The organism is Candidatus Latescibacter sp. IFSED24 (assembly GCF_058273205.1).
This window is the reverse complement of record NZ_CM177850.1, coordinates 1,005,751-1,031,711: the sequence shown is the minus strand read 5'-3', so window position 1 is coordinate 1,031,711 and position 25,961 is coordinate 1,005,751. Positions and strand designations below refer to the sequence as shown.

At 68.8% G+C, this 25,961-nt stretch carries 26 protein-coding genes and 1 tRNA gene; 2 read left to right on the top strand and 25 right to left on the bottom strand.

The features are described 5' to 3' along the window. Positions 1 to 7 precede the first annotated feature (7 nt). The 12 genes from IFSED24_RS04115 to fusA all read right to left on the bottom strand — a co-directional run bounded on the left by IFSED24_RS04115 (position 8) and on the right by fusA (position 11,537). Complete coding sequence (locus tag IFSED24_RS04115; protein ID WP_491333957.1) at positions 8 to 751, bottom strand: PASTA domain-containing protein; 744 nt, start codon at positions 749 to 751, stop codon at positions 8 to 10. Then, positions 744 to 2,123 (bottom strand): RsmB/NOP family class I SAM-dependent RNA methyltransferase, encoded by a 1,380-nt coding sequence (locus tag IFSED24_RS04110; RefSeq protein ID WP_491333956.1) that lies wholly within the window; start codon positions 2,121 to 2,123, stop codon positions 744 to 746. Before IFSED24_RS04110 ends, IFSED24_RS04115 begins: the two co-directional genes overlap by 8 nt. After that, the gene (fmt, locus tag IFSED24_RS04105) at positions 2,120 to 3,061 is read right to left on the bottom strand and encodes a methionyl-tRNA formyltransferase (protein WP_491333955.1); all 942 of its coding nucleotides are present in this window, start codon (positions 3,059 to 3,061) and stop codon (positions 2,120 to 2,122) included. The genes IFSED24_RS04110 and fmt overlap by 4 nt, the downstream gene beginning before the upstream one ends. Beyond that, positions 3,058 to 3,591 carry a peptide deformylase gene (gene def, locus IFSED24_RS04100; protein WP_491333954.1) on the bottom strand — a complete coding sequence of 178 codons (534 nt, stop codon included), beginning with the start codon at positions 3,589 to 3,591 and terminating at the stop codon, positions 3,058 to 3,060. The genes fmt and def overlap by 4 nt, the downstream gene beginning before the upstream one ends. Before the next feature lie 2 nt (positions 3,592 to 3,593). Beyond that, on the bottom strand, positions 3,594 to 3,920 hold the full coding sequence (yajC, locus tag IFSED24_RS04095) for a preprotein translocase subunit YajC (protein ID WP_491333953.1): 327 nt from the start codon (positions 3,918 to 3,920) through the stop codon (positions 3,594 to 3,596). Positions 3,921 to 3,998: 78 nt separating this feature from the next. Continuing rightward, complete coding sequence (gene tgt / locus IFSED24_RS04090) at positions 3,999 to 5,210, bottom strand: tRNA guanosine(34) transglycosylase Tgt (protein ID WP_491333952.1); 1,212 nt, start codon at positions 5,208 to 5,210, stop codon at positions 3,999 to 4,001. Continuing rightward, the gene (queA, locus tag IFSED24_RS04085) at positions 5,207 to 6,403 is read right to left on the bottom strand and encodes a tRNA preQ1(34) S-adenosylmethionine ribosyltransferase-isomerase QueA (RefSeq protein WP_491333951.1); all 1,197 of its coding nucleotides are present in this window, start codon (positions 6,401 to 6,403) and stop codon (positions 5,207 to 5,209) included. Before queA ends, tgt begins: the two co-directional genes overlap by 4 nt. Before the next feature lie 2 nt (positions 6,404 to 6,405). Next, complete coding sequence (gene ruvB / locus IFSED24_RS04080) at positions 6,406 to 7,437, bottom strand: Holliday junction branch migration DNA helicase RuvB (RefSeq protein ID WP_491333950.1); 1,032 nt, start codon at positions 7,435 to 7,437, stop codon at positions 6,406 to 6,408. A 36-nt stretch (positions 7,438 to 7,473) separates the two neighbouring features. Further along, a complete protein-coding gene (gene ruvA / locus IFSED24_RS04075) occupies positions 7,474 to 8,088 on the bottom strand; it encodes a Holliday junction branch migration protein RuvA (protein WP_491333949.1) in 615 nt (204 codons plus the stop codon). After that, positions 8,085 to 8,591: a crossover junction endodeoxyribonuclease RuvC gene (gene ruvC / locus IFSED24_RS04070; protein ID WP_491333948.1), complete on the bottom strand. Its 507-nt coding sequence runs from the start codon at positions 8,589 to 8,591 to the stop codon at positions 8,085 to 8,087. Before ruvC ends, ruvA begins: the two co-directional genes overlap by 4 nt. Before the next feature lie 88 nt (positions 8,592 to 8,679). Further along, positions 8,680 to 9,438, bottom strand: a complete 759-nt coding sequence (locus IFSED24_RS04065; protein ID WP_491333947.1) for a YebC/PmpR family DNA-binding transcriptional regulator — start codon at positions 9,436 to 9,438, stop codon at positions 8,680 to 8,682. A gap of 11 nt (positions 9,439 to 9,449) precedes the next feature. Continuing rightward, entirely contained in the window at positions 9,450 to 11,537 is a 2,088-nt protein-coding gene (gene fusA / locus IFSED24_RS04060; protein ID WP_491333946.1) for an elongation factor G, read from the bottom strand. A gap of 371 nt (positions 11,538 to 11,908) precedes the next feature. Here fusA and IFSED24_RS04055 point away from each other — a divergent pair, with 371 nt between their 5' ends. Next, positions 11,909 to 12,775 carry a hypothetical protein gene (locus IFSED24_RS04055; RefSeq protein WP_491333945.1) on the top strand — a complete coding sequence of 289 codons (867 nt, stop codon included), beginning with the start codon at positions 11,909 to 11,911 and terminating at the stop codon, positions 12,773 to 12,775. Positions 12,776 to 12,914: 139 nt separating this feature from the next. On the opposite strand, the gene IFSED24_RS04050 is transcribed toward IFSED24_RS04055, so the two are convergent. From IFSED24_RS04050 to radC, 12 genes are all read right to left on the bottom strand, one after another. Beyond that, a complete protein-coding gene (locus IFSED24_RS04050; protein WP_491335088.1) occupies positions 12,915 to 13,307 on the bottom strand; it encodes a hypothetical protein in 393 nt (130 codons plus the stop codon). Between the two features lie 347 nt (positions 13,308 to 13,654). Next, positions 13,655 to 13,740 (bottom strand) — tRNA-Leu (locus IFSED24_RS04045). Positions 13,741 to 13,759: 19 nt separating this feature from the next. After that, a complete protein-coding gene (gene secG / locus IFSED24_RS04040; RefSeq protein ID WP_491333944.1) occupies positions 13,760 to 14,161 on the bottom strand; it encodes a preprotein translocase subunit SecG in 402 nt (133 codons plus the stop codon). 119 nt (positions 14,162 to 14,280) lie between these two features. Continuing rightward, complete coding sequence (locus tag IFSED24_RS04035) at positions 14,281 to 15,477, bottom strand: phosphoglycerate kinase (RefSeq protein WP_491333943.1); 1,197 nt, start codon at positions 15,475 to 15,477, stop codon at positions 14,281 to 14,283. A gap of 2 nt (positions 15,478 to 15,479) precedes the next feature. After that, positions 15,480 to 16,112, bottom strand: a complete 633-nt coding sequence (locus IFSED24_RS04030; protein ID WP_491333942.1) for a ComF family protein — start codon at positions 16,110 to 16,112, stop codon at positions 15,480 to 15,482. Positions 16,113 to 16,338: 226 nt separating this feature from the next. Continuing rightward, positions 16,339 to 17,112, bottom strand: a complete 774-nt coding sequence (gene lgt / locus IFSED24_RS04025) for a prolipoprotein diacylglyceryl transferase (protein ID WP_491333941.1) — start codon at positions 17,110 to 17,112, stop codon at positions 16,339 to 16,341. Positions 17,113 to 17,122: 10 nt separating this feature from the next. Beyond that, positions 17,123 to 18,394 carry a rod shape-determining protein RodA gene (gene rodA / locus IFSED24_RS04020; protein WP_491333940.1) on the bottom strand — a complete coding sequence of 424 codons (1,272 nt, stop codon included), beginning with the start codon at positions 18,392 to 18,394 and terminating at the stop codon, positions 17,123 to 17,125. Further along, on the bottom strand, positions 18,391 to 20,172 hold the full coding sequence (mrdA, locus tag IFSED24_RS04015; protein WP_491333939.1) for a penicillin-binding protein 2: 1,782 nt from the start codon (positions 20,170 to 20,172) through the stop codon (positions 18,391 to 18,393). The genes rodA and mrdA overlap by 4 nt, the downstream gene beginning before the upstream one ends. A gap of 1 nt (position 20,173) precedes the next feature. Next, positions 20,174 to 20,665 (bottom strand): rod shape-determining protein MreD, encoded by a 492-nt coding sequence (gene mreD, locus IFSED24_RS04010; RefSeq protein WP_491333938.1) that lies wholly within the window; start codon positions 20,663 to 20,665, stop codon positions 20,174 to 20,176. Further along, positions 20,662 to 21,507: a rod shape-determining protein MreC gene (mreC, locus tag IFSED24_RS04005; RefSeq protein WP_491333937.1), complete on the bottom strand. Its 846-nt coding sequence runs from the start codon at positions 21,505 to 21,507 to the stop codon at positions 20,662 to 20,664. Before mreC ends, mreD begins: the two co-directional genes overlap by 4 nt. 33 nt (positions 21,508 to 21,540) lie before the next feature. Then, positions 21,541 to 22,563, bottom strand: coding sequence for a rod shape-determining protein (locus IFSED24_RS04000; protein WP_491333936.1), 1,023 nt, complete (start codon positions 22,561 to 22,563; stop codon positions 21,541 to 21,543). Between the two features lie 32 nt (positions 22,564 to 22,595). Then, entirely contained in the window at positions 22,596 to 23,324 is a 729-nt protein-coding gene (gene radC, locus IFSED24_RS03995; protein ID WP_491333935.1) for a RadC family protein, read from the bottom strand. A 176-nt stretch (positions 23,325 to 23,500) separates the two neighbouring features. Here radC and IFSED24_RS03990 point away from each other — a divergent pair, with 176 nt between their 5' ends. Then, complete coding sequence (locus IFSED24_RS03990) at positions 23,501 to 24,751, top strand: aspartate kinase (protein WP_491333934.1); 1,251 nt, start codon at positions 23,501 to 23,503, stop codon at positions 24,749 to 24,751. Here the strand turns inward: IFSED24_RS03990 and IFSED24_RS03985 are convergent. Further along, complete coding sequence (locus tag IFSED24_RS03985; RefSeq protein WP_491333933.1) at positions 24,678 to 25,946, bottom strand: rhomboid family intramembrane serine protease; 1,269 nt, start codon at positions 25,944 to 25,946, stop codon at positions 24,678 to 24,680. The genes IFSED24_RS03990 and IFSED24_RS03985 overlap by 74 nt on opposite strands. Between the last annotated feature and the right edge of the window lie 15 nt (positions 25,947 to 25,961).

The following is a 25,961-nucleotide window of genomic DNA, read 5'->3' as shown; positions in this document are numbered from 1 at the left end:
GCCGTGGTCAGGGTGACGAAGCCACCAGCTCAATGCGTTCTCCCTTGCGGATGCGGCGCCCCGGCGCCGGTTCCTGGCGCAGGACCAGGTTGGCGGCGAGGCGATCGGTACGCTCGTAGGTCACCGGGCCCAGCACGCAACCCGCGTCGGCTACCTGCTGGCGCGCGCGGTAGAGCGGCACGCCGCGCAGATCGGGCATGCACAGCAGGCGCGGCGGTGCCGGTTCGCCCACCACAAGGCCCACCGCCAGCCCCTTGCGCAGGTCGCGGCCGGCGGGCGGATTCTGGAAGAGGACGGTGGGCGTGGTGATGTCCTCGCGGGTCAGGCGGATGACCCGGCCGAGGCGGAAGTTCTCCCGTTGCAGCGTGATCTCGGCCTGCCGGAAGCTGAGGCCGGCGAGACTGGGCACGCCACCCCGGGGCGGACCGTTGCTGGTGACCACGCGGATGGTGCGACCGCCCCGGATGGGACTGCCGGCGGCCGGGGTCTGCTCGAGGATCATGCCCGCGGGGATGGTGGGATGCGCGCGCTGGCGGGACTCGGTGACCTGCAGCTGCTTATCGGCCAGGACCAGGTTGGCGCCCGCGACGGTCATTCCCTGCAGGTCCGGGGTCACCACCACGGTGTTGCGATGGACGATGCGCGGCAACACCGTGAAATTCACCGCTACCAGCAGCACGCCGCCGATGACCATCAGGCCCAGCAAGAGCAGGAGGAATTCCCAGACTTTCATGCCGCGCGCTTCACTCATGGCCCTCGGTCGACTCCCGTCGGCGACGCAGCCGCGCCGCGAAGAAACCATCGCAATCGTGGCGCCAGGGCAACCAGGTGCGCTGGTAGCAGCCGTCCGGATCGGGGTCCGGCTCCAGCCCCAGCGGCGCCGCCAGCAGCGCGGCCACGACCTGCTCGTTCTCCTCCGGTTCCAGCGAGCACGTAGCATAGTACAGGCATCCGCCGGGGACCAGCAAATCCGTGGCGCTCGCCGCCAGCGCCCGCAGCCGTTCGGCGTTGCGAGGCAGGGTGTCCGGTCGCAGCCGCCAGCGACCTTCGGGATGATGGCGTCCCACGCCAGTCCCGGAGCAGGGGCCGTCGACCAGGACGGCGGCGCAGCTGCCCATGCGCAGCGGCGGCTGCAAGCCGTCGGCGGCCACGAGCGGCATCCCTGCCTGCCCGAGGCGATCCCGATTCTCGCGCACCCGACTCAGCCGGCGCGGCCGGAGATCCATGGCCACCACCAGACGCCGGGCGTCGAGCATGGCGCGCAGATGCGCGGCCTTGCCGCCGGGCGCGGCGCAGAGATCAACCACGGGGCCGTCCTCGATACCGGCGAGGTCGCTCCCCTCGCGAGTCAACCAATCCAGCGCAGCCTGCGCGCCGGCATCCTGGACGAGCAGCCGGGGAATCCGGTCGAGCAGCGCGCGCAGGCGTGTCCGATCCAGCCGCTCCGCGAGGCGCAGGGCCCGGGGAAAACCGGCGACCGGTGCGGCGCTGGTCCCGGCGGCGGCCAGGGCCCCCAGGGTAGCCGTCGGATCCTGTCCGGGCAAGACGTGCAGGGTGATGGGCGCGGGCTCGTTGGCGTGCTGCAGCAGCTGGGTGGTCTCCGCGTCGCCGAAGCGCTCGAGCCAGCGCGAGACCAGCCAGCGGGGATGCGACCACCAGGCCGCCAGGTAATCGGCAGCGGTCCGTTCTGGCCCCATGAAGAGCTCGTGGACCGCCTGCAAGGGAGTGCCGGACTCGGCCGCCTCCACGTGGCGGATCACGGACTGCAGCACCGCATTGGCATAACCCACGGCGCGCGGCTTTCGCTCTGCCCGTAGCAGCTCACCGGCCTGGTGCACGGCGGCGTACGCCGGCACGCCGGTGCTCGTCAGGAGCTGGTGCAGGGCCAGGTGGAGGACGCCGCGCACCACCGCATCCGGGCTGGCCTGCCGGCGACTGAAGCGCTCGACGATGAAGTCGTAGCGGCCCTGCCACTGCAGCGCCCCCTTGACAAGTTCCTCCAGGACCCCCGCCTCGGCGCCGAGCGTCCGCCGCGCGCGCGCCAGCTCGGCATCCAGCGGGCGTCCGCGCCGGACGGCGAGGAGCACCTTGAGGGCCAGCCGGCGGCGTGGGTCGACGCTCACGAGGTGAAGACCTGCCCGACCTGCACCGGAAAACCGCGCAGGAACTGGTCCACCGGCAGCATGCGCCGCCCCGGAGCCTGCAGTTCCAGGAGGCGCAGCACGCCCTCGCCGCACGCCACCAGCAGTCCATCGTCGGCCACGGCGAGGACCGTGCCCGGCGCGTCGCCGTCCTGCTGGAGTCCCGCCGGTTCGGCCCGACCGATCTTCAGCAGCTTGTCGCCGACGTAGCTGGTGGTGCCCGGGAAGGGATCGAGGGCGCGGATCTGGTTGTGCACGGTCACCACGTCGCGGTCCCAGCGGACGGGGGAAAGTCCCTTGGTGAGCTTGGGCGCGTAGACCGCGCCGCGGTCGTTCTGCTGACGGGGTACGATCTGCCCGGCGTCCAGCAGTGGCAACGTCTCCTGCAGGAGCGCCGCGCCGAGCTCGCCGAGACGAGCCAGCAGCGCGCCACCGGTCTCCTGCGCCGCGATGGGTGTGGGCCGGGTGGCGAGGACGGGACCGGTGTCGACCCCGGCATCCATCTGCATGATGGAGACCCCGCTCCAGGCATCGCCGTGGAGGATCGCCTGCTGAACCGGCGAGACGCCCCGCCAGCGCGGCAGCAGGCTGAAATGTACGTTGAGACACCCCAGCCGCGGCATGCTGAGCAAAGGCTCGCGCAGGATGTGTCCGAACGCGGTCACCACCACCGCGTCGCAGGCCAGGTCGCGCAACATGTCCGTGACCTTGGTGCGCTCGGCGCGGCCGCCGTCCTGGGTCAGCACCGCCAGGCCCCGCTCCAGCGCTGCGGCCTTGACCGCGGTGGGGGCCAGGTGACGGCCCCGCCCAGCGGGACGGTCGGGCTGGGAGACCACCAGCGGCACGTCGTGGCCCCCGTCGAGGAGGGCGTCGAGGCAGGGCACCGCGAAATCCGGCGAGCCCATGAAGACGATCTTCACGCCGCGACCTCCGCTTCCCGCGCCCGCAACCGCAGCAGACGCCAGCCCAGGAGCCAGCGCCGCCAGCGCGGCAGATGATCGATGAAGAGGACGCCATCGAGGTGGTCGACCTCGTGCTGGACGATGCGCGACAGGATGCCGTCGTCGCGCAAGGTCCGCTCGTTACCCTCCAGGTCGCGGTACCGGACACTGATCTCCCGGGGCCGTTGCAAGGTCACGAAGAGCTCGGGAAACGAGAGGCACCCCTCCTCGAATCCGACCAGAGGACCGGAGCGTTCGGTGATCACGGGGTTGACCAGGACCAGCGGCTGCAGCGGTCGCTGGGCCGGATCGGCCGCCAGGACCACGCGCCGCAGATCGCCCACCTGCGGCGCCGCGAGCCCCACGCCGTCGGCGGCGAGCATGGCCTCGGCCATGGCCCGGGCGAGGTCGGAAACATCCTCGTCGGCGGGAACCTCGGCACAGCGAGCACGGAGGCACGGTGCGCCGTATCGCCGCACGGGCAGGATGTCGGCTGCCGTCTGGTCCAAGATCAGGCCTTCTTCTGCACCACGGCGCCGACCGCGCTCTTGGCGATCTCCACCTTCACCCCGTCGGCGATGAACGCCACGACCTTGTCCTCATGCACGTCCTTGACCGTGGCGAAGAGGCCGCCGTTGGTCACGATGCGGTCGCCGTTCTTGAGCGCCGAGATCATGGCCTGCCGCTGCTTCTGCTGCTTCTGCTGCGGACGGATGATGAGGAACCAGAAGACGGCGATGATCATGGCCATCATGCCGAAGGTCCAGAGGGGGTTGGGGCCGCCCTGGGCACCGTCGGCGGGCGGAGCGGACATGGCGAGGAAGTTGAACAGGGACACGGGTCACTCCTTGTCGTCGATGGTTCGGTTGTCGAGATTCGGTTCCATAATGCGACCGCAGCGGCGAGGCGGCAACTTCTATCGGCGTTTTCGCCCCCCGGGCGGACGGCTCGCGATCCGGGCCAGCCGCTCCTCCTCGCCCGCGTTCCACCGCTGCGTCACCTCCTGCGCGTAGGCCATCATCCGGCCCTCGGCGATGGCGGCCCGGATGCCGCGCATCAGTTCCTGGTAGAACCAGAGGTTGTGCTGGGTCGCCAGCATGGAGGCCAGCAGTTCGCGCGCCTGGAACAGGTGGCGCAGGTAGGCGCGCGAGTGCCGCCGGCAGACCGGGCAGGGGCAGTCGGGGTCGAGGGGACGCTCGTCGCGGGCGTACTCGCTGTTCTTGACCACCAGGCGGCCGGACCAGGTCAGCACCGAGCCGGTGCGGGCCATGCGCGTGGGCAGCACGCAGTCGAACATGTCCACGCCGGCCGCGACCGCGGCCACGATGTCGTCGGGGTAGCCCACGCCCATGAGGTAGCGCGGCTTGTCCCGTGGCAGCAGGTCCGCCGCCACGGCGCTCAACTCGTGCAGCACGGGCTTCGGCTCGCCCACCGAGAGGCCGCCGATGGCGTAGCCCGGCAGGTCGAGGTCGATCATGTCCTCGGCCGACCGCCGGCGCTCGGCCGCGCTGGTGCCGCCCTGCATGATCCCGAAGAGCACGCGCTCATAGCCACCCTGGAACCGGCGCCCGCCGGGCCCGAAAGCCTCCAGGCAGCGGCGCAGCCAGCGGCCGGTGCGGTCCACCGCGCGCGACACCTCGGCGGGCTCGGCGGTGGCAGGCACGCAGTGGTCGAAGGCCATGACGATGTCCGCACCTAGGGCGAGCTGGATCTCCATGCTCCGCTCGGGCGAGAAGAACAGCGGCGACCCGTCGAGATGCGAGCGGAAGCGGACCCCTTCCTCGCTCACCTTGACCAGCTCGCTCAGCGAGAAGACCTGGAAACCCGCGCTGTCGGTGAGCAGCGCGCCGTCCCAGGACTCGAAACGATGCAGGCCACCGAGGCTGGCCACGAGCTCGTGGCCGGGCCGCAGATGCAGATGGTAAGTGTTGCCCAGGATGATCCGGGACCCGGAAGCGGCGACCTGGTCGAAGGTGACCGCCTTCACCGACCCCGCGGTGCCCACGGGCATGAACACCGGCGTCTTCACGTCGGCATGCGGGGTGGCGAGCCGCCCCAGGCGCGCGCTGGTCCCCGCGTCGCGGGCCAGCACCGAGAAACCGAAGGGGCGTTCCAGCAGATCGCTCACGATCCCTCCTGCGCGGCGGGGCGGACGAACATGGCATCCCCGTAGCTGTAGAAACGGAGTCGCCGGGCCACGGCCTCGTCGTAGGCGGCGCGCCAGGACGATTCGCCGGCGAACGCCGCCACGAGCATCAGCAGGCTCGACCCCGGCAGGTGGAAATTGGTGACCAGGGCATCGGCGGCGGTCACGGTGGCCGGCGGCTTGATGAACAGGCGCGTCGTGCCGGCGATCCGCCACCCTGCCGCCTCGCGCTCGGCAAGCCCGTGGAACACGGCCCCCGTCTCGTCGAAGCGGTGGACCGCGCCGGTCGGCGCCTCTTCGGCGAGGCCGAGTCCGGCCACGGTGGCCAGGACCCGCAGACTGGTGGTGCCCACGGCGACCACGCGCCCTCCACGCCGGCGGCAGGCGGCCACCGCCGCGCTGGTGGCCGCCGGCAGGCGGAAGAACTCCGGGTGCAGCCGACCGGCGGTGATCTGCTCGAGCGAAGGCGGCTGGAACGTGCCTGGCCCCACATGCAGCGTGACCCTGGCCAGCGCCACCCCGCGCCCTGCCAGGATCGCCAGCAGGTCGTCGGCGAAGTGCAGCCCGGCCGTGGGCGCGGCCACCGAAGCGCCGTCGGGATCGCACGCCGCACGGGCGTAGACGGTCTGGTAGCGTTCGCGATCGCGAGCCCGGCGCGCGGCGGCCGCCGGGTCGTCGGGATCGCGTCGGATATACGGCGGTAGCGGTACGTCGCCCCAACGCTCGGCGATGCTCACGAAATCGGTGCCGTCCGGTGCCGTCACCACCACGCCCAGGTCATCGCGCTCGTGCACGGTGAGCCGTGGGCCCGCAGGCAACGAGGACGACGCCCCCACCACCGTCAGCACCAGCCCCGGACGCAGCCGGCGTGCGGGGCGGGCCATGGCCTGCCAGGCGCCCGGTTCGGCAGCATGCGGCTGCACGAGCAGCAACTCCACCCGACCCCCGGTGTCCTCGCGCACGGTCCACAGGCGCGCCGGCAGGACCCGGCTGTCGTTGGCCACCAGCAGGTCCCCCGGTGCCAGCAGGTCGGGCAGGTCCCTGAAGTCCCGCACTCCCTGGACCGGCCCGTGACGGTCGAGGATCAGCAGCCGCGAGGCGCCGCGGATGGCCGGCGGATCCTGGGCCACCAGTTCCGGTGGCAGATCGAAATCGTATGTATCCGGGCGTGCCATGGTCAGAGCAACTCGCCCTGGGTCGAGGTCGCGCTGGCCGGTGGCTCCAGACCCAGGTGCCGCCAGCCGCCCGGGGTGACCTCGCGGCCGCGCGGCGTCCGTTTGAGCAGACCCGATTGAATGAGGAAAGGTTCGACCACGTCCTCGAGAGTGTCGCTCTCCTCGCCCAGCGAGACCGCCAGGTTCTGGATGCCGACCGGCCCGCCCTGGAAGTGCTCGCAGACGATCTGCAGGTAACGCCGATCCAGGGGTTCGAGGCCCAGCTGGTCGACGCCGAGCAAGGTGAGGCCGCGGTCCGCGGCCTCGCGGTCGATGATGCTGGTCCCGAACACCTGGGCGAAATCGCGGACCCGGCGCAGCAGCCGGTTGGCGGCGCGGGGCGTGCCCCGGCTGCGGCGGGCGATCTCCAGCGCACCTTCAGGTTCGATCGCCACATTCAAGAGGCCCGCCGAGCGGTTGACGATGGTGGCGAGATCCTCGGGAGGATAGAAATCGAGGTGGCAGACGATGCCGAAGCGGCTGCGCAGCGCCGGCGTGATGAGACCGGCGCGCGTGGTGGCGCCGATGAGTGTGAACGGTTCGAGCTGCAGGTTGAAATGCCGCGCCCCCGGCCCCTTGTCGATGACCAGCTCGACCCGCCAGTCCTCCATGGCCGGGTAGAGGTGCTCCTCGATGACCCGGTTGAGGCGGTGGATCTCGTCGACGAAGAGCGCGCGACGCTCGGCCTGCTCGGACAGGAGGGCGATGAGCTCGGCGCTGTTCTGGAACGCCGGACCGCTGGTCAGGCGGATCTCCAGTTCCATCTCCACGGCGAGGATCTGCGCCAGCGTCGTCTTACCCAGCCCCGGCGGCCCGTAGAGCAGCACGTGGTCGAGAACCTCGCCACGCTCGCGTGCGGCCTGCACGAACACACGCAGGTTGTCCTTGATCTTCTCCTGGCCGACGAACTCGGCGAAGCTCCGCGGCCGCAGGCTGCGGTCCAGCTCACGGTCCTCGGGGGTCTGGCCAGGGTCGGTCCAGCGGGTCTCGTCCACGGGGCTCCTCCACTCGCTCGTCGTGCGTCTCGCCGCCTAGCGCCCGGGGGCACCCATGCTGCCGAGGGCCGACCGGATCCATATCTGGACATCGTCCGCCACGGCGGGATTCGCCTGACGTGCCTGATGCAGGAGCGCCTCGGCCTGGGCCGGCGGCAACCCCATGGCCTGGAGCACCTCGAGCGCCTCGCCCAGGCTGCCCGCCGGGGCGGCGGCCGCCACCGGACCGTCGCCGCCGATCAGGGTCGCCGGGACACGCTGGCCCAGCTCGACCACCAGGCGGGCGGCGCTCTTCTTGCCGATTCCCGGCAGGCGGGCCAGGGTCTTCTCGTCGCCCGTGCGGAGGCAGCGCGCGATCTCCGCCGGTTCCGCCCCCGAGAGCATGCCCAGCGCCACCTTGGGCCCGATCCCCGAGACCGTGATCAGCAGGCGGAACATGGCCCGCTCCTCCTGCTCGGGGAATCCGTAGAGCGTCCAGCCATCCTCGCGGACCGACAGGTGGGTATGGAGCCGCACACGCTCGCCCACCGCGGGCAGGCGGCCGGCCCCGCGCTCGGACAGCAGCAGGTCCAGGCCCACGGCGCCGTCGGCCACGGCCACCACAGCCTCGCGCCCCGCGTGCACCAGCACGCCATCGACAAAGGCGATCAACGGCGACCTCCCGCACCCAGCGCGGCGAAGCGCCCCCGCCCCTGATGGGCCAGGGCCACCGCCAGCGCGTCACTCTCGTCGAGGGGCGGCTCGTCCACCAGCCCCAGCAGACGCATCACCATGAACCGCACCTGCTCCTTGCCGGCCTGTCCGTTGCCGGTGACCGCCTTCTTGACCTCGCCCGGCGTGTATTCGTGCACTATCAGCCCGGCCCGAGCGCCCGCAAGCATGGCCGCCCCGCGCGCGTGGCCCAGGACCAGGCTGCTGCGCGCGTTCTTGGCGTTGAACAGATCCTCGATGGCCATGACCTCGGGCGCATGCCCGGCGATCACCTGGGTCAGCTCGTCGTGGATGGCGAGCAGCCGCACCGGCAGCGACGCCTCGCGTCCGGGCCGGATCACCCCCGAGGCGATGCGGCGCACGGTGGGGACGACCTGCACCACGCCCCAGCCGGTGGCATGGGACCCGGGGTCGACGCCGAGGATGCGCGTGGCCGTGGACAAGGTCTCTCCTCGGGAGCGGACCGCCGGCGCAGCGGTCCAAAAAAATACCGGGGGGCGTCCGCTCGCCCCCCGGTCGCAAGCGATCCGGTCAGGAGTCTAGCTTGGCCATCAGGTCGTCGTCGATGTCGAAGTTGGCCGAGACCTTGGAGACGTCGTCGAGATCGTCGAGGAAACCGACCAGGCGCAGCACGCCCGCCGCTTCCTTCTCGTCCTCGATCTTGACCTCGGTGCTCGGTTCCATGATCAGTTCGGCGCTGCGCACCGGCAGCCCGGCCTCGGTCAGCGCCGTGACCACGGTGTGCATGTCCTCCATGGCCGTGGTCACCACCGCGTTGCCCTCGGCCTCCTCCACGTCCTCGGCCCCGTGCTCGATGGCCACCTCCATGGCCTTCTCCACGTCGATGTCCTGCTCGTCGTCACCGACGACGATCAGGCCCTTGCGCGTGAAGAGGTACGAGACGCAGCCGGTGGAGCCCAGCTTGCCCGCGTACTTGGTGAACACGTGCCGCACCTCGGCGGCGGTCCGGTTCTTGTTGTCGGTCTGCGTCTCCACGAGGATCGCCACCCCGGCGGGGCCGTAGCCCTCGTAGTTGATCTCCTCGTAGGTGACGCCATCGAGGTCGCCCGTGCCGCGCTTGATCGCCTTCTCGACCGTGTCGTTGGGCATATTCGCGGCGCGGGCCGTGGTCACGGCGGCGCGCAGCCGGGGATTGGCCTCGATGTCGCCGCCGCCCTCGCGGGCGGCGATGGTGACCTCGCGAATCAACCGGGTCCACACCTTGGCGCGCTTGGAGTCCTGCGCCGCCTTGCGATGCTTGATGTTGGCCCATTTCGAATGACCGGCCATGGACGTCCTCCCTACTCGCTCTTGTTCCGGCTGGCCTGGTACTCGTCCACCAGGCGCTTCTGGACGTCACCCGGCACCTCGGCGTAGTGCGAGAACTCCATGGTGAAGGTGCCGGTCCCCTGGGTCATGGCGCGCAGCGAGATGGCGTAATGATAGAGTTCATCCTCGGGCACCTGGGCGTTGACGATCTGGAACGGTCCGTCGGCTTCCGCCCCCTGGATCGACCCCCGGCGCGTGCTGATGTCGCCCATCACGTCGCCCATGTAGTCCTTGGGCACGACGATGCGCACGTTCATGATCGGCTCGAGGATCACCGGACGCAGCTGAGCCGCGTCCTCCTCCACGGCCTTCTGCAGGCCGATGCGCGCCGCGGTCTTGAACGCCGCCTCGCTCGAGTCCACGTTGTGGTAGCTACCGAAGTACAGCGCCACCTTGATGTCGACCATCTCGTAGCCGGCGAGCAGGCCGTCGGCCAGCGTCTCGCGGCAACCCTTCTCCACGGCGGGGATGAACTTTCCGGGCACCACACCGCCGACGATCTCGTCGAGGAACTCGAAGCCCGCCCCGCGCTCGTTCGCCTCGATCCGCAGGTGCACGTCGCCGAACTGGCCGCGGCCGCCGGACTGCTTCTTGTGCCGCCCCTGCTTCTCGGTCTTGCCCTTGACCGTCTCCTTGAAAGCCACCTTCGGCCGCGAACGCTCGACCTCGACGCCCGTGGTCTTCTTGAGCTTGTCGAGGATGTAGGCGGTATGGATGTCGCCCTGCGTGACGAGGAGCGTCTGGGAGAGCTCGCCCTGGTGGCGGAGCTCGAAGGTCGGATCCTCCTCGTGGATCTTGTTGAGGCCAGCGGACATCTTGTCCTCGTCGCCCGCCGTGATCGGCCGGATGGCCTCGGCGTTGGTGGGGACGGGGTAGGGAATGGGCTTGAGGCCGAAGTCCCCCTTGCTGATCAGGGTGGTCCCCGTGCCGGTCACCTTGAGCTTGGCGGCCTGCACGATGTCGCCGGTTGCGACCGCCTCCACCTTGTCCTTCTGCTTGCCCACCGCGGCGGACATCTGGCCCAGGCGCTCGCCGCCGGCGCCGCCGCTGCCGATGAGGTTGTCGCCGCTCTTGACCTGGCCGCTGAAGACACGCAGCCAGACCACGTCGCCACCCTGCGCCTCGTACTGCTTCTTGAACGCGTAGACCAGCGGCTCGCCGCCGGGACTGCAAGGCCAGACGGCATCCTCGCCGTCGCTATCGACGCCCTGGACCTCGGTGCGGATCGCGGGGCTGGGCAGCAGCCCGACCACCGTATCCAGCAGGGCGGCCACGCCGACCTCGGTGTCGGCCGCGGTGGCCAGCACCGGATAGATGTTCCCGGCCGCGATCCCCGCCTCCAGGCCGCGCATGAGCTCCTCGTCGCTGAGGGTCATCTCCTCGAGGTACTTCTCCATCAGCTCGTCGACCGCCTCGGCAGCCGGATCCATCAGCGCTTCCCGGGCTGCCTGGGCGGCGTCCTGCAACTCGGCAGGAATGTCCTGGATGGTCGCCTTGTCCCCGTCCATGACATAGGCCTTCATCTTGATGAGGTCGACCACGCCCCGGAAACCCTCCTTGCTGCCGATGGGCAGCTGGATGGGCACGGCGTTGACGCCCACGCGCTCGCGGATGCCGGCGAGGGCGTCCTCCCAGTCGGCGTGTTCCTTGTTCATGCGGTTGATCACGATCAGGCTCGGCACCTCGTGGGCGCGCAGCAGCCGCCAGAGGCTGTCCGAAGCCACCTCATAGCCGCCGTCGGCCTTGATCACGAACAGCGCGCCCTCGATGACGGCGAGACTGGCGTAGACATCGCCGCGGTAATCGTCCACCCCGGGGGTGTCGATGATGTTGACCTTGGTGCCCTGGACGTCGGCCCAGGCCAGCGAGGCGGAGATGGTCTGCTTCTTCTCGATCTCTTCATCGAGGAAATCGAAGACGGAGCTGCCGTCGTCGACGTTTCCGCGACGCCCGACCTTCCCGGTGGCGTGGAGCATGGCATCGGCCAGCGCGGTCTTGCCCACTCCGTGCGGCGCGATGAGGGCGATGTTACGGATCTTGTCCATGGGATAGGTCTTCAAGGATCGTCCTCCCGGGTCGGTCGTCTCTGTCCGGATCGGAGCACGTGATCGCCGCGTGGCGGGTCCGGATCGCCCGCTTGGCTGGCGATTTGGCCTGTTTTAGGCGAAGAGCAATAGTAGTCGCCGCCAGGGTGCCTGTCAATATGGCCCCAGACCCTTCCTGCACCGTGGCGCTTGTCCCGGTACCGGCCGTTTCCTACATTGATGGCAAGGAATTAGCGCGGCAATTCCGGCTGGACACCCCGCCGGGCAGACATTACCGTTAGTTGTCGCCTGACCATCCGGTGGTGAGCCTGTCACCGCCCCGGTTCGCCGGCATTCTGTCGCCGCCTGGTCGATCCGGTCCCCACATCCCTGGCGAGGTGCCCTGCATGAATTCGAGGCTCTTCCTGGCTGTGATCTGCACGCTGGTAATGGCCCTCTGGTCCGCCCTGGCTCTCGGCCAGGACGCTGCCTCCAGCGACCCGCTCGAGAGCGACACCGCGGCCGAACCGGAACAGACCTGGCGCGACTACAGCATCAAGGCCTACACCATCGAGATCTTCGGTGGCATGTTCGGGGGGGACACGTACCTCGAGTTGCCGGTCAAGGGTGACCGCACCTACGTCGAGCCCGAGAGCGACAGGATCATGTCGTTTTCCGGCGAGTGGTTCCAGGACGCCGAGCTCGACCGCGAACGTTACGACGGTCCGGTCAAGACCATGGAAGATGGCTACACCCTCGGCGTGAAGGTCGGCAGCTACCTCTCCGACCACTTCCACCTCGACCTCGTGTTCTCCTACAGCGCCAGCGAAGCCGTGCTCATGCTCACCGACAAGACACCCGACGGCGGCGGCGCGCCCACCCAGGTCGAGTGGGACCGGGACAACAGCGTCCAGATCTTCCGCGGCGCCCTCGAGATGATGTACGACTTCGACAACTACCGACTGCTGGGGATCTATCCCTACCTCGGCTTCGGCTTCGGCGGTGTGATCAACCGCTTCAGCGCGCTCGAGGACGTGAGCGGTCTGTTCCTCGTGGGGACCGGCGGCCTACGTCGCGAGATCGCGGGCAACGCCTCGGCCTTCGTGCAGTTCGACTTCACCAACTTCTCCATGGACCGTCACGAACTGAACTACACGAAGAGCGTCAGCTACACCGACATCACCTTCGGCATCTCGTTCTTCATCGATGTCGTCCCCCAGGACATCCGCGCCCTGCACGATGCGGAGGTCGCCGAGTCCCGCCGTCACCGCTGAGCCCTCGACCTTGCCGCTCAGCACTCCCGGGTGCTGAGCGTGGCCACGGAAAGAAGAAGCCGCCCGGGTCCGAATGACCCGGGCGGCTTCCTTTCACGGCCAGGGATGAGCCCCTAAGAGGGCCCCACCCCCAAAGCCACTAGGCCTTCTTGGCCACCTTCTTTTTGGCGACCTTCTTGGCCACCTTCTTCTTGGCGACCTTCTTGGCCACCTTCTTGGCCACCTTCTTGGCCACCTTCTTCTTGGCGACCTTCTTCTTGGCCACCTTCTTCTTGGCCACCTTCTTCTTGGCGACCTTCTTCTTGGCAGCCTTCTTGACGACCTTCTTGGCAGCCTTCTTGACCGTCTTCTTGGCAGCCTTCTTGGCGGCCTTCTTCACGGTCTTCTTCGCGGCCTTCTTGGCAGCCTTCTTGACCGTCTTCTTCGCGGCCTTCTTGACAGCCTTCTTGGTCGTCTTCTTGGCGACCTTCTTCTTGGCCTTCTTAGCGACCTTCGTTCCGGTAGCCGCTGCGAGCAGGGTTCTCTCCTCCATCCTTGGACCTCGCTTGTTGGATGATCCTCTTTCCGCAACGGTCCAGCACCCTTGGAACCGGCGGCACTTCTTTGCTTGCAGCAGCGATGACTACTGGAAGCAGATGCATTATCCAGACGTGATGAAAAATCGGTCAAGCATTTTTCTGGATTAACTTCGAAAAAACAATCGCGTCTTGCACACCCGATCGTGAACTCCGCACACCATCCGTGACGCGGAGCGAGACGGTCGACGCTCAGCGCAGCGTGCAATCACGTCGCCGATCGACGTGAGTTCATCAGCATGTTTTCGACGAAGCGTGACACCAAAAGAAGAAGGGCTCCCGTGAAGGAGCCCTTCATTCATCGTGGTGCCCGGGGCGGGATTCGAACCCGCACGGCTTGTGGCCACTACCCCCTCAAGATAGCGTGTCTACCAATTCCACCACCCGGGCAACCGAACATCATCACGTTCTACTGGTCTCCACCCTGGGGCTCGTCCTGCTGTCCGCCACCGGCCGGTTGCTCGGCGGGTGCGGCGGGAGGAAGGGTGCCATCCTCGATGGGCGGCGCGGGCGAATCGGCGTCGAAGTTTCCGCTCTGCTGGGCGTTCTCGAGCAGGCTGCCGGAACTGGTCGAACCGGAACCGGACATCATGAACAGCGCCAGCGAGGTCACCATGAAACCGATGCCGCACCAGATGGTCACCTTGTGCAGCAGGGTGGTCATGCCACGCGAGCCGAGGATCTGCTGCGGCGCGCCACCAGAGCCGCCGAAGGCGCCGGCCAGACCGCCACCCTTGCTCGACTGCAGCAGCACGGCGACGCAGAGAACGATGCTGACCAGGACGTGAACGATCACGAAGAGCATGTACATGCCGGAGTCTCCCACGGTCTTACCGTCAATACAGACAAAACCCTCGCCCACCCGTGGTGCCGAGGGGAGGGTAAGTTAATACGCCCCTCCCCCTTCTGTCAACCTCCGCGCCGTCTGCTTCAGGCGTCGCTCAACACGGTGACGCCGGGCAGTTCGCGGCCACCCATCAGCTCGAGCGAGGCGCCGCCGCCGGTTGAGATGTGGCTGATACCCTCGGCCAGGCCCAGCTGATTGATGGCGGCCACGCTATCGCCACCACCCACCACGCTGACGGCGCCCTCGCCGGTGACCGCCGCCACCGCCTCGCCCATGGCCCGGGTCCCCTTGGCGAAGATGGGGATCTCGAACACGCCCATGGGTCCGTTCCAGAAGACCGACCGCGAACCGGCCACCACCTCGCGGAACGCGCTGATCGACCGGGGACCGATGTCGAGTCCCTGCCAGTGGTCGGGGATGTCGGTGACCAGGACGTCCTTGTGCTCGCCGGTGTCGGAGAAGTCGGTGGAGACCACCACGTCGGTGGGCAGGAGCAGTTTGGCCCGGCTCGACTTGGCTTGCTCGAGGATCTCGCCGGCCACGGCCAGGCTATTCTCGTCGAGCAGGCTGTCGCCGATGTTCAGGTCCATCACCTTGAAGAAGGTGAAGATCATACCGCCGCCGAGGAGCAGGTGGTCCACGCGGTCGAGCAGGTTCCGGATCACGTCGACCTTGCCGTCGACCTTGGCGCCGCCGAGGATCGCCGTGAAGGGGCGTGCCGGTTTCTCGAGCATGCCGTACAGGTAGTCGAGCTCCTTCTCCATGAGCAGGCCGGCGAAGCGTCGTGCGAACTGCTCGGCCGCGCCGACGGTGGAGGCATGCGCCCGGTGCGCGGTCCCGAAAGCATCGTTGACGTAGACGTCGCCGAGTGCCGCCAGCGCCACGGCGAACGCGGGCTCGTTCTTGGTCTCGCCGGGATTGAACCGCAGATTCTCCAGGAGCAGGACCTCGCCCGCCGCCAGTCCGGCGGCGCGCCGCTGCGCGTCGGGCCCCACGGTGTCCACGGCGAACTTCACGGGGACCTCGAGCAGTTCGGCCAGCCGATCGGCCACCGGCCGCAAGGAGAACTCGGGCTTGATCTCGCCCTTGGGCCGTCCCAGGTGGCTCATGAGGATGAGGCTGCCGCCGCCAGCGGTGATGTGGCGGATCGACGGCAGTGCCGCGCGGATCCGCGTGTCGTCGGTGATGGCGCGATTCTGATCGAGGGGGACGTTGAAATCGACCCGCATCAGCACCTTGTGCCCGGCAGGGTCGAGTTGAGAGAGGCTGGCCTTCTTCATGGTCACTCCTGAGGCTCGCCGCGCGCACGGGCGCCGGCGTCCGACTCGAGGCTGGTATCGTCCTGGCCTGCGGAAGCTAGCGACGGTGGGCCAGTAGTGTCAAGAGCCTGCCGCACGCCGAGGCGTGGCGCCTGGCCGAGCGCCGCGAACCAGGCCACGCGCCAGCCGGCCGTTTCGAGCGCGTCCGCCGCCGCGCACAGGGTCGCCCCGGTGGTGGCCAGATCATCGACCACCGCCACGGTGCGCTCTTCTCCGGACGCCGGCGCCCGGGCCGCGAAGACCCGGGAGACATTGATCAGGCGGCTGTCTCCGGTCACCGGCTGGCTGGCCTGCTGCGGCGTGTAGCGCGGTCGTGTCAGCACATCCTGCGTCAGAGGGAGGCCGCCCGGCCGGCTCGCCAGCGTGGCCAGCACCCTGGTCTGGTCGAATCCGCGCTCGCGCAGCCGGCGCCGATGCAGAGGGATGGGTACGAGCAGGGCCGGGCCGTCGACCGCCTGCGCCCGGATCAACACCGGCGCCAGCAGGGCGGCGAAGGGATGGCTCAGCCCCCGCAGGCCCTGATACTTCCAGGCTCCCACCGCCCGGACCAGCCTGCCATGTTCGGGCAGCGCCGACCACAGCGCACGGCCGGCCACCTTTCCCTGGCGCGGCGGGCTGCACCACGATGCGAAGCACTCGGCGCAGAGGTGTGGCTGGTGCCAGCGAGTCAGGCCGACCGCCCTCGCGTCAGGCCCTCGCCCGGTCCAGGCCCCCTGCGCCCGGGAGCGTCCACAGACGACACAATGCTCCGGCGCCAACACCTCGAGCAGGGCGTCGCCCAATCGTTGCAGGAAGAGCATGTCTGCCGACCGCCACGGGCGGTCACCGGGGAGGCAGGACCGTCGGCTGACGCCGGGCGAGCTGGAGCATGACGACCAGCCCCACGCCGACCAGACACACGCTCAGCCACTGGTTGTTGCTCCAGCCGAAGAGCATGGTCTGCGAGGGTTCGTAGTAGCGGGTGAAATCGACGAGGAACCGGTGGATCCCGTAGAGCAGGAGGAAGCGGCCCATGGTCTCGCCACGACGCCAGCCATGGCGCTCCCAGAGCAGGAGGAGGCCGAAGACGAGGAAGCCCCCCAGCGAGCTGTAGAGCTGCGCCGGATGCACCGGGACGTGGCCGAAATGATTCACGGGCGGCGAGCCCGCGGGGAACTGCACCGCCCAGGGCAGATCGCAGGGCTCCCCGTAGCAGCAACCCGCGAGGAAGCAGCCGATGCGCGTGATGCCGATCCCCAAGGCCACCGAGGGGATCATCAGATCGGCGGCCAGCAGGAAGGGCAGGCCGCGGCGGCGGCAGAAGAACCAACCGGCCGCCAGGGCCAGGATGATGCCACCGTAAAGCGTCAAGCCGCCCTCGGTGATGGCGAAGATCTGCAGCCACTGGCCGGCGAACTGGTCGAGATGCGTGAGCACGTAGGACAGCCGGACGCCCACCAGGCTGGAGACCAGGATCACGAAGCTGAGATCATAGATGGTCTCGGTGGCGACCCCGACCCGGCGCCCCCGCCGGGTCGCCACCCAGATGCCCACCAGGAAGCTGAGCGCCAGCATGAAGCCGTAGCTCTTGATCGGACCCAGCAGCACCGGGTGCATGGTTGACTCCTCAGTCGTCGTAGCGGTGCACGCTCAGGTTGAGGATCAACCCCACCATGAGCGAGGACACCAGCAGGCTCGAACCGCCGTAGCTGATCAGGGGCAGCGGCAACCCGGTGACCGGAAGCAGCCCCGTGGTGATGGCCACGTTGACCACCACATGGAACGTGAAGTAGGACGCCACGCCGATGGCCAGCAGGCTCGCGAAGGGCCGGCGCACGGAGGTGGCCACGTCCACGGTCCGCAGCACCAGCAACATGAAGAGCACGAGCAAGGTTCCCGCGCCCAGCAGTCCCAGCTCCTCTCCCGCCACCGAAAAGATGAAGTCGGTATGCCGTTCGGGCAAGAAGGCCAAACCCTTCTGCGTTCCTTGCAGGTAGTGCGTGCCGAAGAGTCCGCCCGAGCCGATGGCCACCTTGGACTGGATCGCCTGGTAGCCGGTGCCCATCTCGTCGCGCGTCGGGTCGAAGAAGGTGAGGATGCGTTCCTGCTGGTAGGGCTTCAGACGCGCCCAGACCAGCGGGATGCCCAGCCCGGCCGCGATGTTCGAGAGCAGGATCAGGACGCTGGTGCTCATGCTCAGGCGCACCAGATAGAGGATCGCCATCAGGACGACCATGTAGACGCCCCAGGGCCAGGGCTGCTGCAGCACCCGTTCGGAATAGAACATGATGACCGCGCTGGCCGCCGCCGAGAGCGCGGTCATGAGCAGCAAGCCCGAGATGCCGTACCAGAAGATCATGCCCAGCCAGATCGCGATGAAGACGAGGCTGGTCCCGAGATCGGGCTCCCGCAGGATCAGCACCGTCGGGACCAGGGCCAGCACGAACGAGCTCAGGGTGGCCATGATCCGCGACCCGCTCTCCACCCGCCGTCCGAGCCAGGCGGCTAAAAGCAGCACCACGGCTACCTTGCTGAATTCCGAGGGTTGCAGGCGCAGCGAGCCCATCGCCAGCCAGCGCCGCGATCCAGCCACCTCCGGAGCCGCCAGCAACACCAGCAGCAGGAGCGCCACAACCCCCAGGTAAGAGGGCCAGGCCAGGTTCTCCAGGTGTCGCATGGGGATCCGGCTGACGACGCAGATGGCCAGCCACGAGACCACCACCCACATGACCTGTCGCCAGAAGATGCCCTTGGGCACGTCGACTCGGTTCTGCGAGTAGGGACCGTGCAGCGGTTCGGTCACCGACCACAGGAGTGCCAGGCTGAAGACGATGAGCGCGGCGTAGGTGATCAGCAGACGGCGGTCGCCGCGAGGCCAGAGCGCACCCAGGTGGATCATGGTCCAGCCTCCTCGTTCGCGGTGGCCGGGCTTCCGTACCGCCAGTCGAAATAGACATGCAGCCATTCGCCGGCCACGGGGGCGGCCTCGGCGCCGCCGTGACCCGCGTTCTCCAGGATCACGGCCACTGCCACCTCGGGCGCCGTGGCCGGAGCGTAGCACATGAACCAGGCGTGATCCTCGCCATGAGGGTTCTGCGCCGTGCCGGTCTTGCCGGCCACGGGCACGCCCGCGCGTCTGGCCGCTCCCCCGGTCCCCGCGTCCACAACCTGGCGCAGGGCCCGGCGGATCCAGGACAGGTGTGCGGCGGAGAAGGGCAGCGCCACCTCGGGACTCACCGGTGTCTGACCGCGCACGAAGGTGGGACCGGGCACCGCACCGCTGGCGGCGATGCGCGCCGAGAGCAGCGCCATCTGCAACGGTGTGACCAGGATCTCGCCCTGGCCGATGGCGTTGTTGAGCAGGACGCCGCGGGTCCAGCCGCCGCGGCCGAAGCGGCGGTCGTACCAGGCCGCCGTGGGGATATTGCCCGCCGCCTCGGCGGGATAGATCCCGGACACGGGGCTACCCAGTCCGAACGAGCGGGCCGCCGTCGCCAGTTCATCGATCTCCAGGCGCAGGCCGAGCTGGTAATAGAACACGTCGCAGGAGTGGGCCAGAGCGCCGGCATGATCGAGCGACCCGTGACCGTTGGTCTTCCAGCAGCGGAACCAGCGGTTGCCGAACTGGTAGCCGCCGGGGCAAGGCTCGAGGACGCTGAAGGTGTCCACCACGCCCTTGGCCAGACCCGCCAGCGAGGTCACCGCCTTGTAGAGCGATCCCGGCGGATAGGTGGCCTGGACGATGCGGTTGAAGAAGGGCTTGGCCGGATCCTCGATGAGCGCATGCCACTGATCCGGACTGATGGAGGTGGTCATGAGGTTGGCGTCGAACGAGGGCAGGCTCACCGCGGCGAGCACCTCCCCCGAGGGCACCGCCACAGCCACGCCACAGCCGCGCCGTCCGGCCAGGAGCGACGCCATGGCCTGCTGCAACGGCAGTGCCAGCGTCAGCGCCACGTCGCGCCCCGGTTGCACGGGTCGCAGCCACAGCGATTCGCGCCCCACGATGCGCCCCGAGGCGTTGACCTCCTCGAGCTTCAGCCCGGTGCGGCCACGCAGACCCGTCTCGAAGGCCGACTCGACCCCCTGCTTGCCGATGAAGTCGCCGATGCGATAGTCCAGGACGGGATCGGCCCCGTCAAGATCCTCCTGGTCGACCTCGCCGGTGTAGCCGATGACGTGGGCGAAGAGCTCTCCGTGCAGGTACCGCCGCCGCAGCCGCGACTCGATGCGGACCCCGGGCAGGCGCGGCCGCCGCTCCTCCACCGCGACCAGTTGCGGCATGCTCGCCCCGCGGATCAGCGTGACCCGACCGCGACCACGGCGCCGGCGTTCCGCCTCGAGGCTGGCCAGGGTCTCGGTGGGCGGCAGGTCGAACCAGGTCATGAGCTGCTGCAGGGTGGTGTCCGCTGCGCCCCCGGTGAAGCAGCTCGTGGCGATGGTGATGTCCGAGAGGAACATGTTGTCGGCGAGAGGCTCGCCGTCGCGATCGGTGATCCGCCCCCGGGGTGCGGGCACCCGGAACTGCACCTGGCTGTTCTTCAACGAGCGCTGTCGGTAATAGTCGTGCTGGATGACCATCAACCCGAACAGGTTCAGCAGCAGGATGCCGAAGAGGAGCATGGATAGCATCCGGAAGATGCGACCGCGGAAGGGCTGGGCGGACTTGAAGTCCATCTCAGTCCTCCCGGCGCAGGATACCCAGCAGGTCCGCCAGCCTGATCAGCGGCACCCCCACCAGCGCGGTGTAGATCGCCGTCGGCAGGGCGAGCATGAACCAGGGCCCCAGGAAGGCCTCGCTCTGCTGACGGCTCTGCACCAGGAGGAAGATCGTATCATGGCCGAGGCTGGACACCAGCACCAGCGCCCCCTCCACCAGCGGCAGGCCATACAGCAGGCGCCCCCGGGTGCGGCCGACCACGTAGCCGAGGATCGACTTGCAGAACGCGTGCAGCCCCAGCATGGTGGGCACCGAGAGATCCTGGACCAGGCCCAGGCAGAACCCGCCGACTGTGCCGGCCCGCGAACCCTCGCTCATGGCCAGGATCACCACGGCGATCACCGCGAAGTCGGGAGCCACGCCCTTGATGGCGATCATGGGTGCCAGGAAGTTCTCGCCCAGGAACGCCAGGGCGATCCAGGCCAGGGTCGTGCGCAGGAAGACCCTCATGAGCCGTCCTCCGCCGTCGGCGCCGCGGCGGGCTCCGCCCCCACCACGTACACCGTCTCGTTGTAGCGGAAGTCGGCCAGCGGGTGCACCAGGATCTCCTTGAAGATCTGGTCGTTGGGCGCGGTGACCTGGGCGACCTCGCCGACGATGAGGCCGCGCGGCACCGGATCGTGCACCGGCCCACCCTGCTCGTCGCGGATCTCGGCGATGCCCGAGGTGATCACCAGGTCGCCCTGGCGAACATCCTCGTCGCGTCCGACCAGTTCGATGACGAACACGCCGGCCCGCGGACGCAGCACCCCGAGCAGGCCGGTGCGCTCGAGTTCCACGCCCAGCGCCAGGTCCGGCGCCGTGAGCAGCTCAACCCACGCCGCCTGGGGATCGATGATGGTGTGCAGACGACCGAGGAAGCCGGCGCTGGAGATCACCGCCAGCCCGGGCCGCCAGATCGCCGGCTCGAGGCTATGGACCTGGATCATGGTGGCCAGTCGGGCGCGCTTGCGGGCCGTGACCTGGCACGGCAGCAGCGGATCATCGCACCCAGCCGGCAGGCTGGGCCCCGCGCCGCGCAACGTATCGTTGACCGCCCGCTCCTCCGCCTGCAGCCGCAGCTGCAGCGTCTGGACCTGGGCGGTGAGCCGGGCGTTGTCGGCGCGCACTCGCAGCACATCCTCGCCGAAGTTGCGCACCTCGAGCCAGGGGTTGACGATCACCGTGGACAGCGCGTGCGCCACCTGGATCTGCGCCGCATCGGGCAGCAGCAACAGGACCAGCGCGAGGGCGACACAGATGCCGCCGACGACCCCGTCGGTCCGGACGCCGGGTTGGGACGTGCGCGCCATGCCTGTTACCGGGCTCCTTCCACGCAGGCTGCGTCAGCGCATGATCACGGGGCGGTACTTCTCGAAGTCGTCGAGGATCTTGCCCGTGCCGAGCACGACGCAGAAGAGTGGGTCGTCCATGAGATTGATGGGCAGATCGGTCTGCTCGCGGAGCAGTTCGGGCAGCCCCTTGAGGAGCGCGCCGCCGCCGGTGAGCACGATGCCACGGTCCTTGATGTCGGCCGCCAGCTCGGGAGGGGTCTGCTCGAGGGCCTGCTTCAGCGCGTCCACGATCTGCTGCACCGGCTCGATCAATGCCTCGCGGATCTCGGACGAGGAGATCTTCATGGTCTTGGGCACGCCCGACACCTGGTAGAGGCCCTTGACCTCCATGTCCTCGTCGTCGCCGGCCTTGTGCGCCGAGCCGATGGTCTTCTTGATCATCTCGGCGGTCTGGTCGCCGATCAGCAGGTTGTGGTTCTTCTTGATGTAGCTGACGATGGCCTCGTCCATCTCGTCGCCGCCCACGCGGATCGAGGTGTCGCAGACGATGCCGTTGAGCGCGATCACCGCGATCTCGGTGGTCCCGCCGCCGATGTCGATGATCATGTTGCCCGACGGCTGGTCCACGGGCAGGCCCACGCCGATGGCCGCGGCCACGGGCTCGGCCACCAGATATACCTCGCGCGCGCCGGCGTGCTTGGCGCTGTCGCGCACGGCGCGCTTCTCCACCTCGGTGATGCCCGACGGCACGCAGATGATGATCCGCGGGGCCACGAAGTGACGCTTCTTCTGCGCCTGCTTGATGAACTCGCGCAGCATGTACTCGCAGACCTCGAAGTCCGCGATCACTCCGTCCTTGAGCGGTCGGATCGCCGCGATGGTGTCGGGGGTCTTGCCGAGCATGGCCTTGGCCTGGGCGCCCACGGCGTAGACCTTGTCGGTGGCCTTCTCCACCGCCACCACCGAGGGCTCGTTCAGCACGATCCCCTTGCCCTTGATGTAGACCAGGGTGTTGGCGGTGCCGAGATCGATGGCGATGTCGTTGACGAACATGCCCTGCAGGCGTTTCAGCATGATCCCTCGTTCCTTCGACGTGTGGCCGACCGTCAGGGCGGATCGGGCCAGCCGTATTCCCTGATGCTGACCAGTTCGCCGTCGCCGACGACGAGATGGTCGAGCAATTCGATGCCCAGGAGCCGTCCGCCGCGTGCCAGACGCCGCGTCAGTTCCAGATCATCCCCACTGGGCCGGGCCGACCCGGAAGGGTGGTTGTGGGCCACGATCACCGCCGCTGCCTGCAACCCCACCGCGGGCCGGTAGACTTCCCGCGGATGGACCAGCGATGCGTCGAGCGTCCCCACCGAGACGGTCCGCACCGCACGCAGCCGGTGGCGGGCGTCGAGATAGATCCCCAGGAAATGCTCACGGTCCAGGCCGCCGAGTTCCCTGCCGAGCAGGTCGGCAAGATCCTCGGGTCCCCGGATCCGCAGGCCGGGAGCCGTCGTCCCCGCGGTCAGGCGACGGCCCAGTTCGCAGGCCGCCTGCAACCGCGCGGTGCGTACCGGACCCATGCCCGGCAGTCCCTGGAGGCGCTCCACCGGTTCACGGGCCAGCAACGTCGGTTCCGGATACCGTTCTAGCAACCCGCGGGCCACCAGCGTTGCCGGCAGCTTGCCACCGGGTCCCAGCACCAGCGCCAGCAACTCCACGGTCCCCAGCAGCCGGGGTCCGTGTCGATGCAGGCGACGGTGTTCTTCCCGATCCAGGACGCCACGCCGAGCGGGCGCGAGGCGGCCGATTGCCGTCGCCTTTCCTCGTAAGCTATTATTTTTCAATGATATAACCTCAACAACGGCAATCTGAAGGTAACAGACCGGTCGGGGACCGGCAACTCTTTTTCACACCACGATTTGCAGCGCCACGGGTGGGTCGGTTGGCACCACGGTCGTTCTTGTCCGGAGAAGGGTTTTGGCCTATCCTGCGCGAAACCCCCAGCGTCGGAGGATGGAGCTTGAGCGACGCCGTCAGGAAATCCGACGGTCCCATCGTGGTCCGCAAGTACGGAGGCAGCAGCCTCGCCGACATCCCCCGCCTACGCGCGGTGGCCCGCGACCTGCGCCGCGCCCGCGAGGAGGGCCTCAGACTCGTGATCGTGGTCAGCGCCATGGGCGACCAGACCGACCAGCTGGCGTCCCTGGCACGTCAGGTCAACCCCGAGCCGCCACGCCGCGAACTGGACATGCTGCTCTCGGTCGGCGAGCGCATGAGCATGGCGCTGCTCTGCATGGCCCTGGCCGCCGAGGGTGTTCCGGCCATGTCGTTGACCGGCAGCCAGGCCGGCATCATCACCGACACTAGCCACACCGATGCGCGCATCCGGGCCGTGCGCCCCATCCGGGTCCCCGAAGCCCTGGCTGCCGGTCAGGTGGTGGTGGTGGCGGGGTTCCAGGGCGTGAGCGAAGAGACCAAGGAGATCACCACCCTCGGCCGTGGCGGCAGCGACACCTCGGCCGTGGCCCTGGCGCACGCCCTGGGCGCCGAGCGCTGCGAGATCCTCAAGGACGTGCCCGGTGTCATGACCGCCGATCCCGGACAGGTGCCCGACGCCGTGTGCTTGCAGGAGCTCTCCTACGAGGACATGCAGCGGATCGCCGATGCCGGCTGCGGCGTGGTGCACCCGCGCGCCGTGGATTACGCGCGCCGTCACGCCGTCAAGCTGGTGGTGGGGTCGAGCTTCACGGGACGGATCGGCACCGTGATCGGCGCGACCGCCGCGCCCGCACCCCCCACCCTGGGCGCCTACCAGCCCAGAGTGCTGATCGTGGCCGAACAACAGGCCCGCCTGATGCTCGGCTCGCCGGGGCCGCTGCCACACCCCGACCTGCCCACGCTGGCCCGCCGCGCCACGGCGGCCGGCCCCCTGACGGGCGAGTGGCTGGCCGCCGGCGACCGCTGGTTCTGGGAAGGCTGGGGCGCCGTGGCCAATCTGGCCCCGGTGGCCATGTCCGCCGGAGAGCTGGCCGAGGCCGAGCCCGACGAGGTGCTGTACCACTGGGAGGACGAGCTGGCAGTGGTGACACTGGCCGGCCGCCGCCCCGAGAACTGGTGCGGCGCGCTCATGGCCATCGGCGACGTCCTCCGCGAGCACGACTGTGCGGAGGCGCCGCTGCGCACCGATGGCGAGGCCGTCAGGATCCTGGTGCCGCAATCGGCCCTGCCCCAGCTGCCGCAGGCTCTCCACACGGCTTTTCTCGGGGGCTGAATTCGCGTTCCAGATACTCGCGCCAGGCGCCAGGCGGCAGTTCGCGCCGGGCTTGCTCGAGCCAGCCAGCGGCCTCCTGCTGCCGGTTCGGATCGGCGTGCAGCAGCAGCACAAGGCGCACCCAGGCCCGCTGGCAGGCCGGATGGTCGGAACGCTGGGACACGAGGTCGCTGTAGATATGCGTGGCCAGGTCACGCTGTCCCACCTTGTCGGCATGATGGGCGGCCGTGGCCAGCTCTCCCGGCTCCAGGCCGAGTCCGGGCTGGCCACGACGCCCCTCGGCCAGGGTCGCCAGGGCCAGATCCCAGCGGCCAGCGCGCACCTGCCGCCGGTATACGGCGCGGTAATGAACCGCAGCTTCGCCGGCAGGCTCCACCAGGAGCAAAGCTCTGGCCAGTTCCACCCGCGCCTCGTCGTCGTGGTCGATCAGCTCGAAGTATTCGGTGAAGGCACCCACCGCCGCCCAGCCCTCGCCGCGTTCCAGATAGCGACGCGCCATGGCCAGCCGCGATTCGGCACGTCCTTCGCCGATCCCGCCCAGAGCGACCGCAAGAAGCAGGCCCATGGTGAAGCCGCCGAGGTGCGCGCCGTAGGAGACCATGCTCCCGCTCTCGGTGCTGACCAGCGCATTGACCACCTGCAGGAGCAGCCAGAGCAGGACCGCCGCCGGCAACGGTACATGGCTCCGGCCGGCGCGGTTCTGCCCCATGAAGGGCGCGAAGACCCAGTAGGCCACCGCCACCCGGGCGAAGGGCAGGCGCACCAGCGCGAAGCCCATCAGACCCGAGATGGCGCCCGAGATGCCCAGGATGCCCATTCCCCCCTGTCCGAACCACCCCTGCCAGGACACCAGGCCATGGGCCAGGTTGCCCCCGACTCCGGCGACCAGGACCAGCATGAAGAGCCCGACCCGGCCCAGGCGGTCCTCCAGGGCGGGCAAGAAGGCCCCCAGGTAAACGAGGTTGCCCAGCAGGTGCAGCCAGCTCCCGTGCAGGAAGAGCGCGGTGATGGCGGTCCAGGGCCGCCCGCCGCCCACGTAGAAGATCAGATCCCAGGGATGCACGGGCAGCAGATCCGGCAGCCAGCGTTGCCAGCAGAAGACCACCACCAGCAACCCGATCAGCGCCGCTGACAACCATGGCTGACGCCGTCGCCTGATATCCAGACCGGTGGGATAGAAGTAGCAGAAGTACATGCCGACCTCAGGTGG

Bases quoted from the DNA above. Each gene is read 5' to 3' on its own strand.
- IFSED24_RS04035 (WP_491333943.1), bottom strand. From the start codon at position 15,477: ATGAAGAAGGCCAGCCTCTCTCAACTCGACCCTGCCGGGCACAAGGTG.
- IFSED24_RS04000 (WP_491333936.1), bottom strand. From the start codon at position 22,563: ATGCTGAAACGCCTGCAGGGCATGTTCGTCAACGACATCGCCATCGAT.
- mreC (WP_491333937.1), bottom strand. From the start codon at position 21,507: ATGGCGCGCACGTCCCAACCCGGCGTCCGGACCGACGGGGTCGTCGGC.
- mrdA (WP_491333939.1), bottom strand. From the start codon at position 20,172: ATGGACTTCAAGTCCGCCCAGCCCTTCCGCGGTCGCATCTTCCGGATG.
- IFSED24_RS04050 (WP_491335088.1), bottom strand. From the start codon at position 13,307: ATGGAGGAGAGAACCCTGCTCGCAGCGGCTACCGGAACGAAGGTCGCT.
- IFSED24_RS04055 (WP_491333945.1), top strand. From the start codon at position 11,909: ATGAATTCGAGGCTCTTCCTGGCTGTGATCTGCACGCTGGTAATGGCC.
- queA (WP_491333951.1), bottom strand. From the start codon at position 6,403: ATGGCACGCCCGGATACATACGATTTCGATCTGCCACCGGAACTGGTG.
- lgt (WP_491333941.1), bottom strand. From the start codon at position 17,112: ATGCACCCGGTGCTGCTGGGTCCGATCAAGAGCTACGGCTTCATGCTG.
- IFSED24_RS04065 (WP_491333947.1), bottom strand. From the start codon at position 9,438: ATGGCCGGTCATTCGAAATGGGCCAACATCAAGCATCGCAAGGCGGCG.
- IFSED24_RS04115 (WP_491333957.1), bottom strand. From the start codon at position 751: ATGAGTGAAGCGCGCGGCATGAAAGTCTGGGAATTCCTCCTGCTCTTG.
- IFSED24_RS03985 (WP_491333933.1), bottom strand. From the start codon at position 25,946: ATGTACTTCTGCTACTTCTATCCCACCGGTCTGGATATCAGGCGACGG.
- mreD (WP_491333938.1), bottom strand. From the start codon at position 20,665: ATGAGGGTCTTCCTGCGCACGACCCTGGCCTGGATCGCCCTGGCGTTC.
- secG (WP_491333944.1), bottom strand. From the start codon at position 14,161: ATGTACATGCTCTTCGTGATCGTTCACGTCCTGGTCAGCATCGTTCTC.
- rodA (WP_491333940.1), bottom strand. From the start codon at position 18,394: ATGATCCACCTGGGTGCGCTCTGGCCTCGCGGCGACCGCCGTCTGCTG.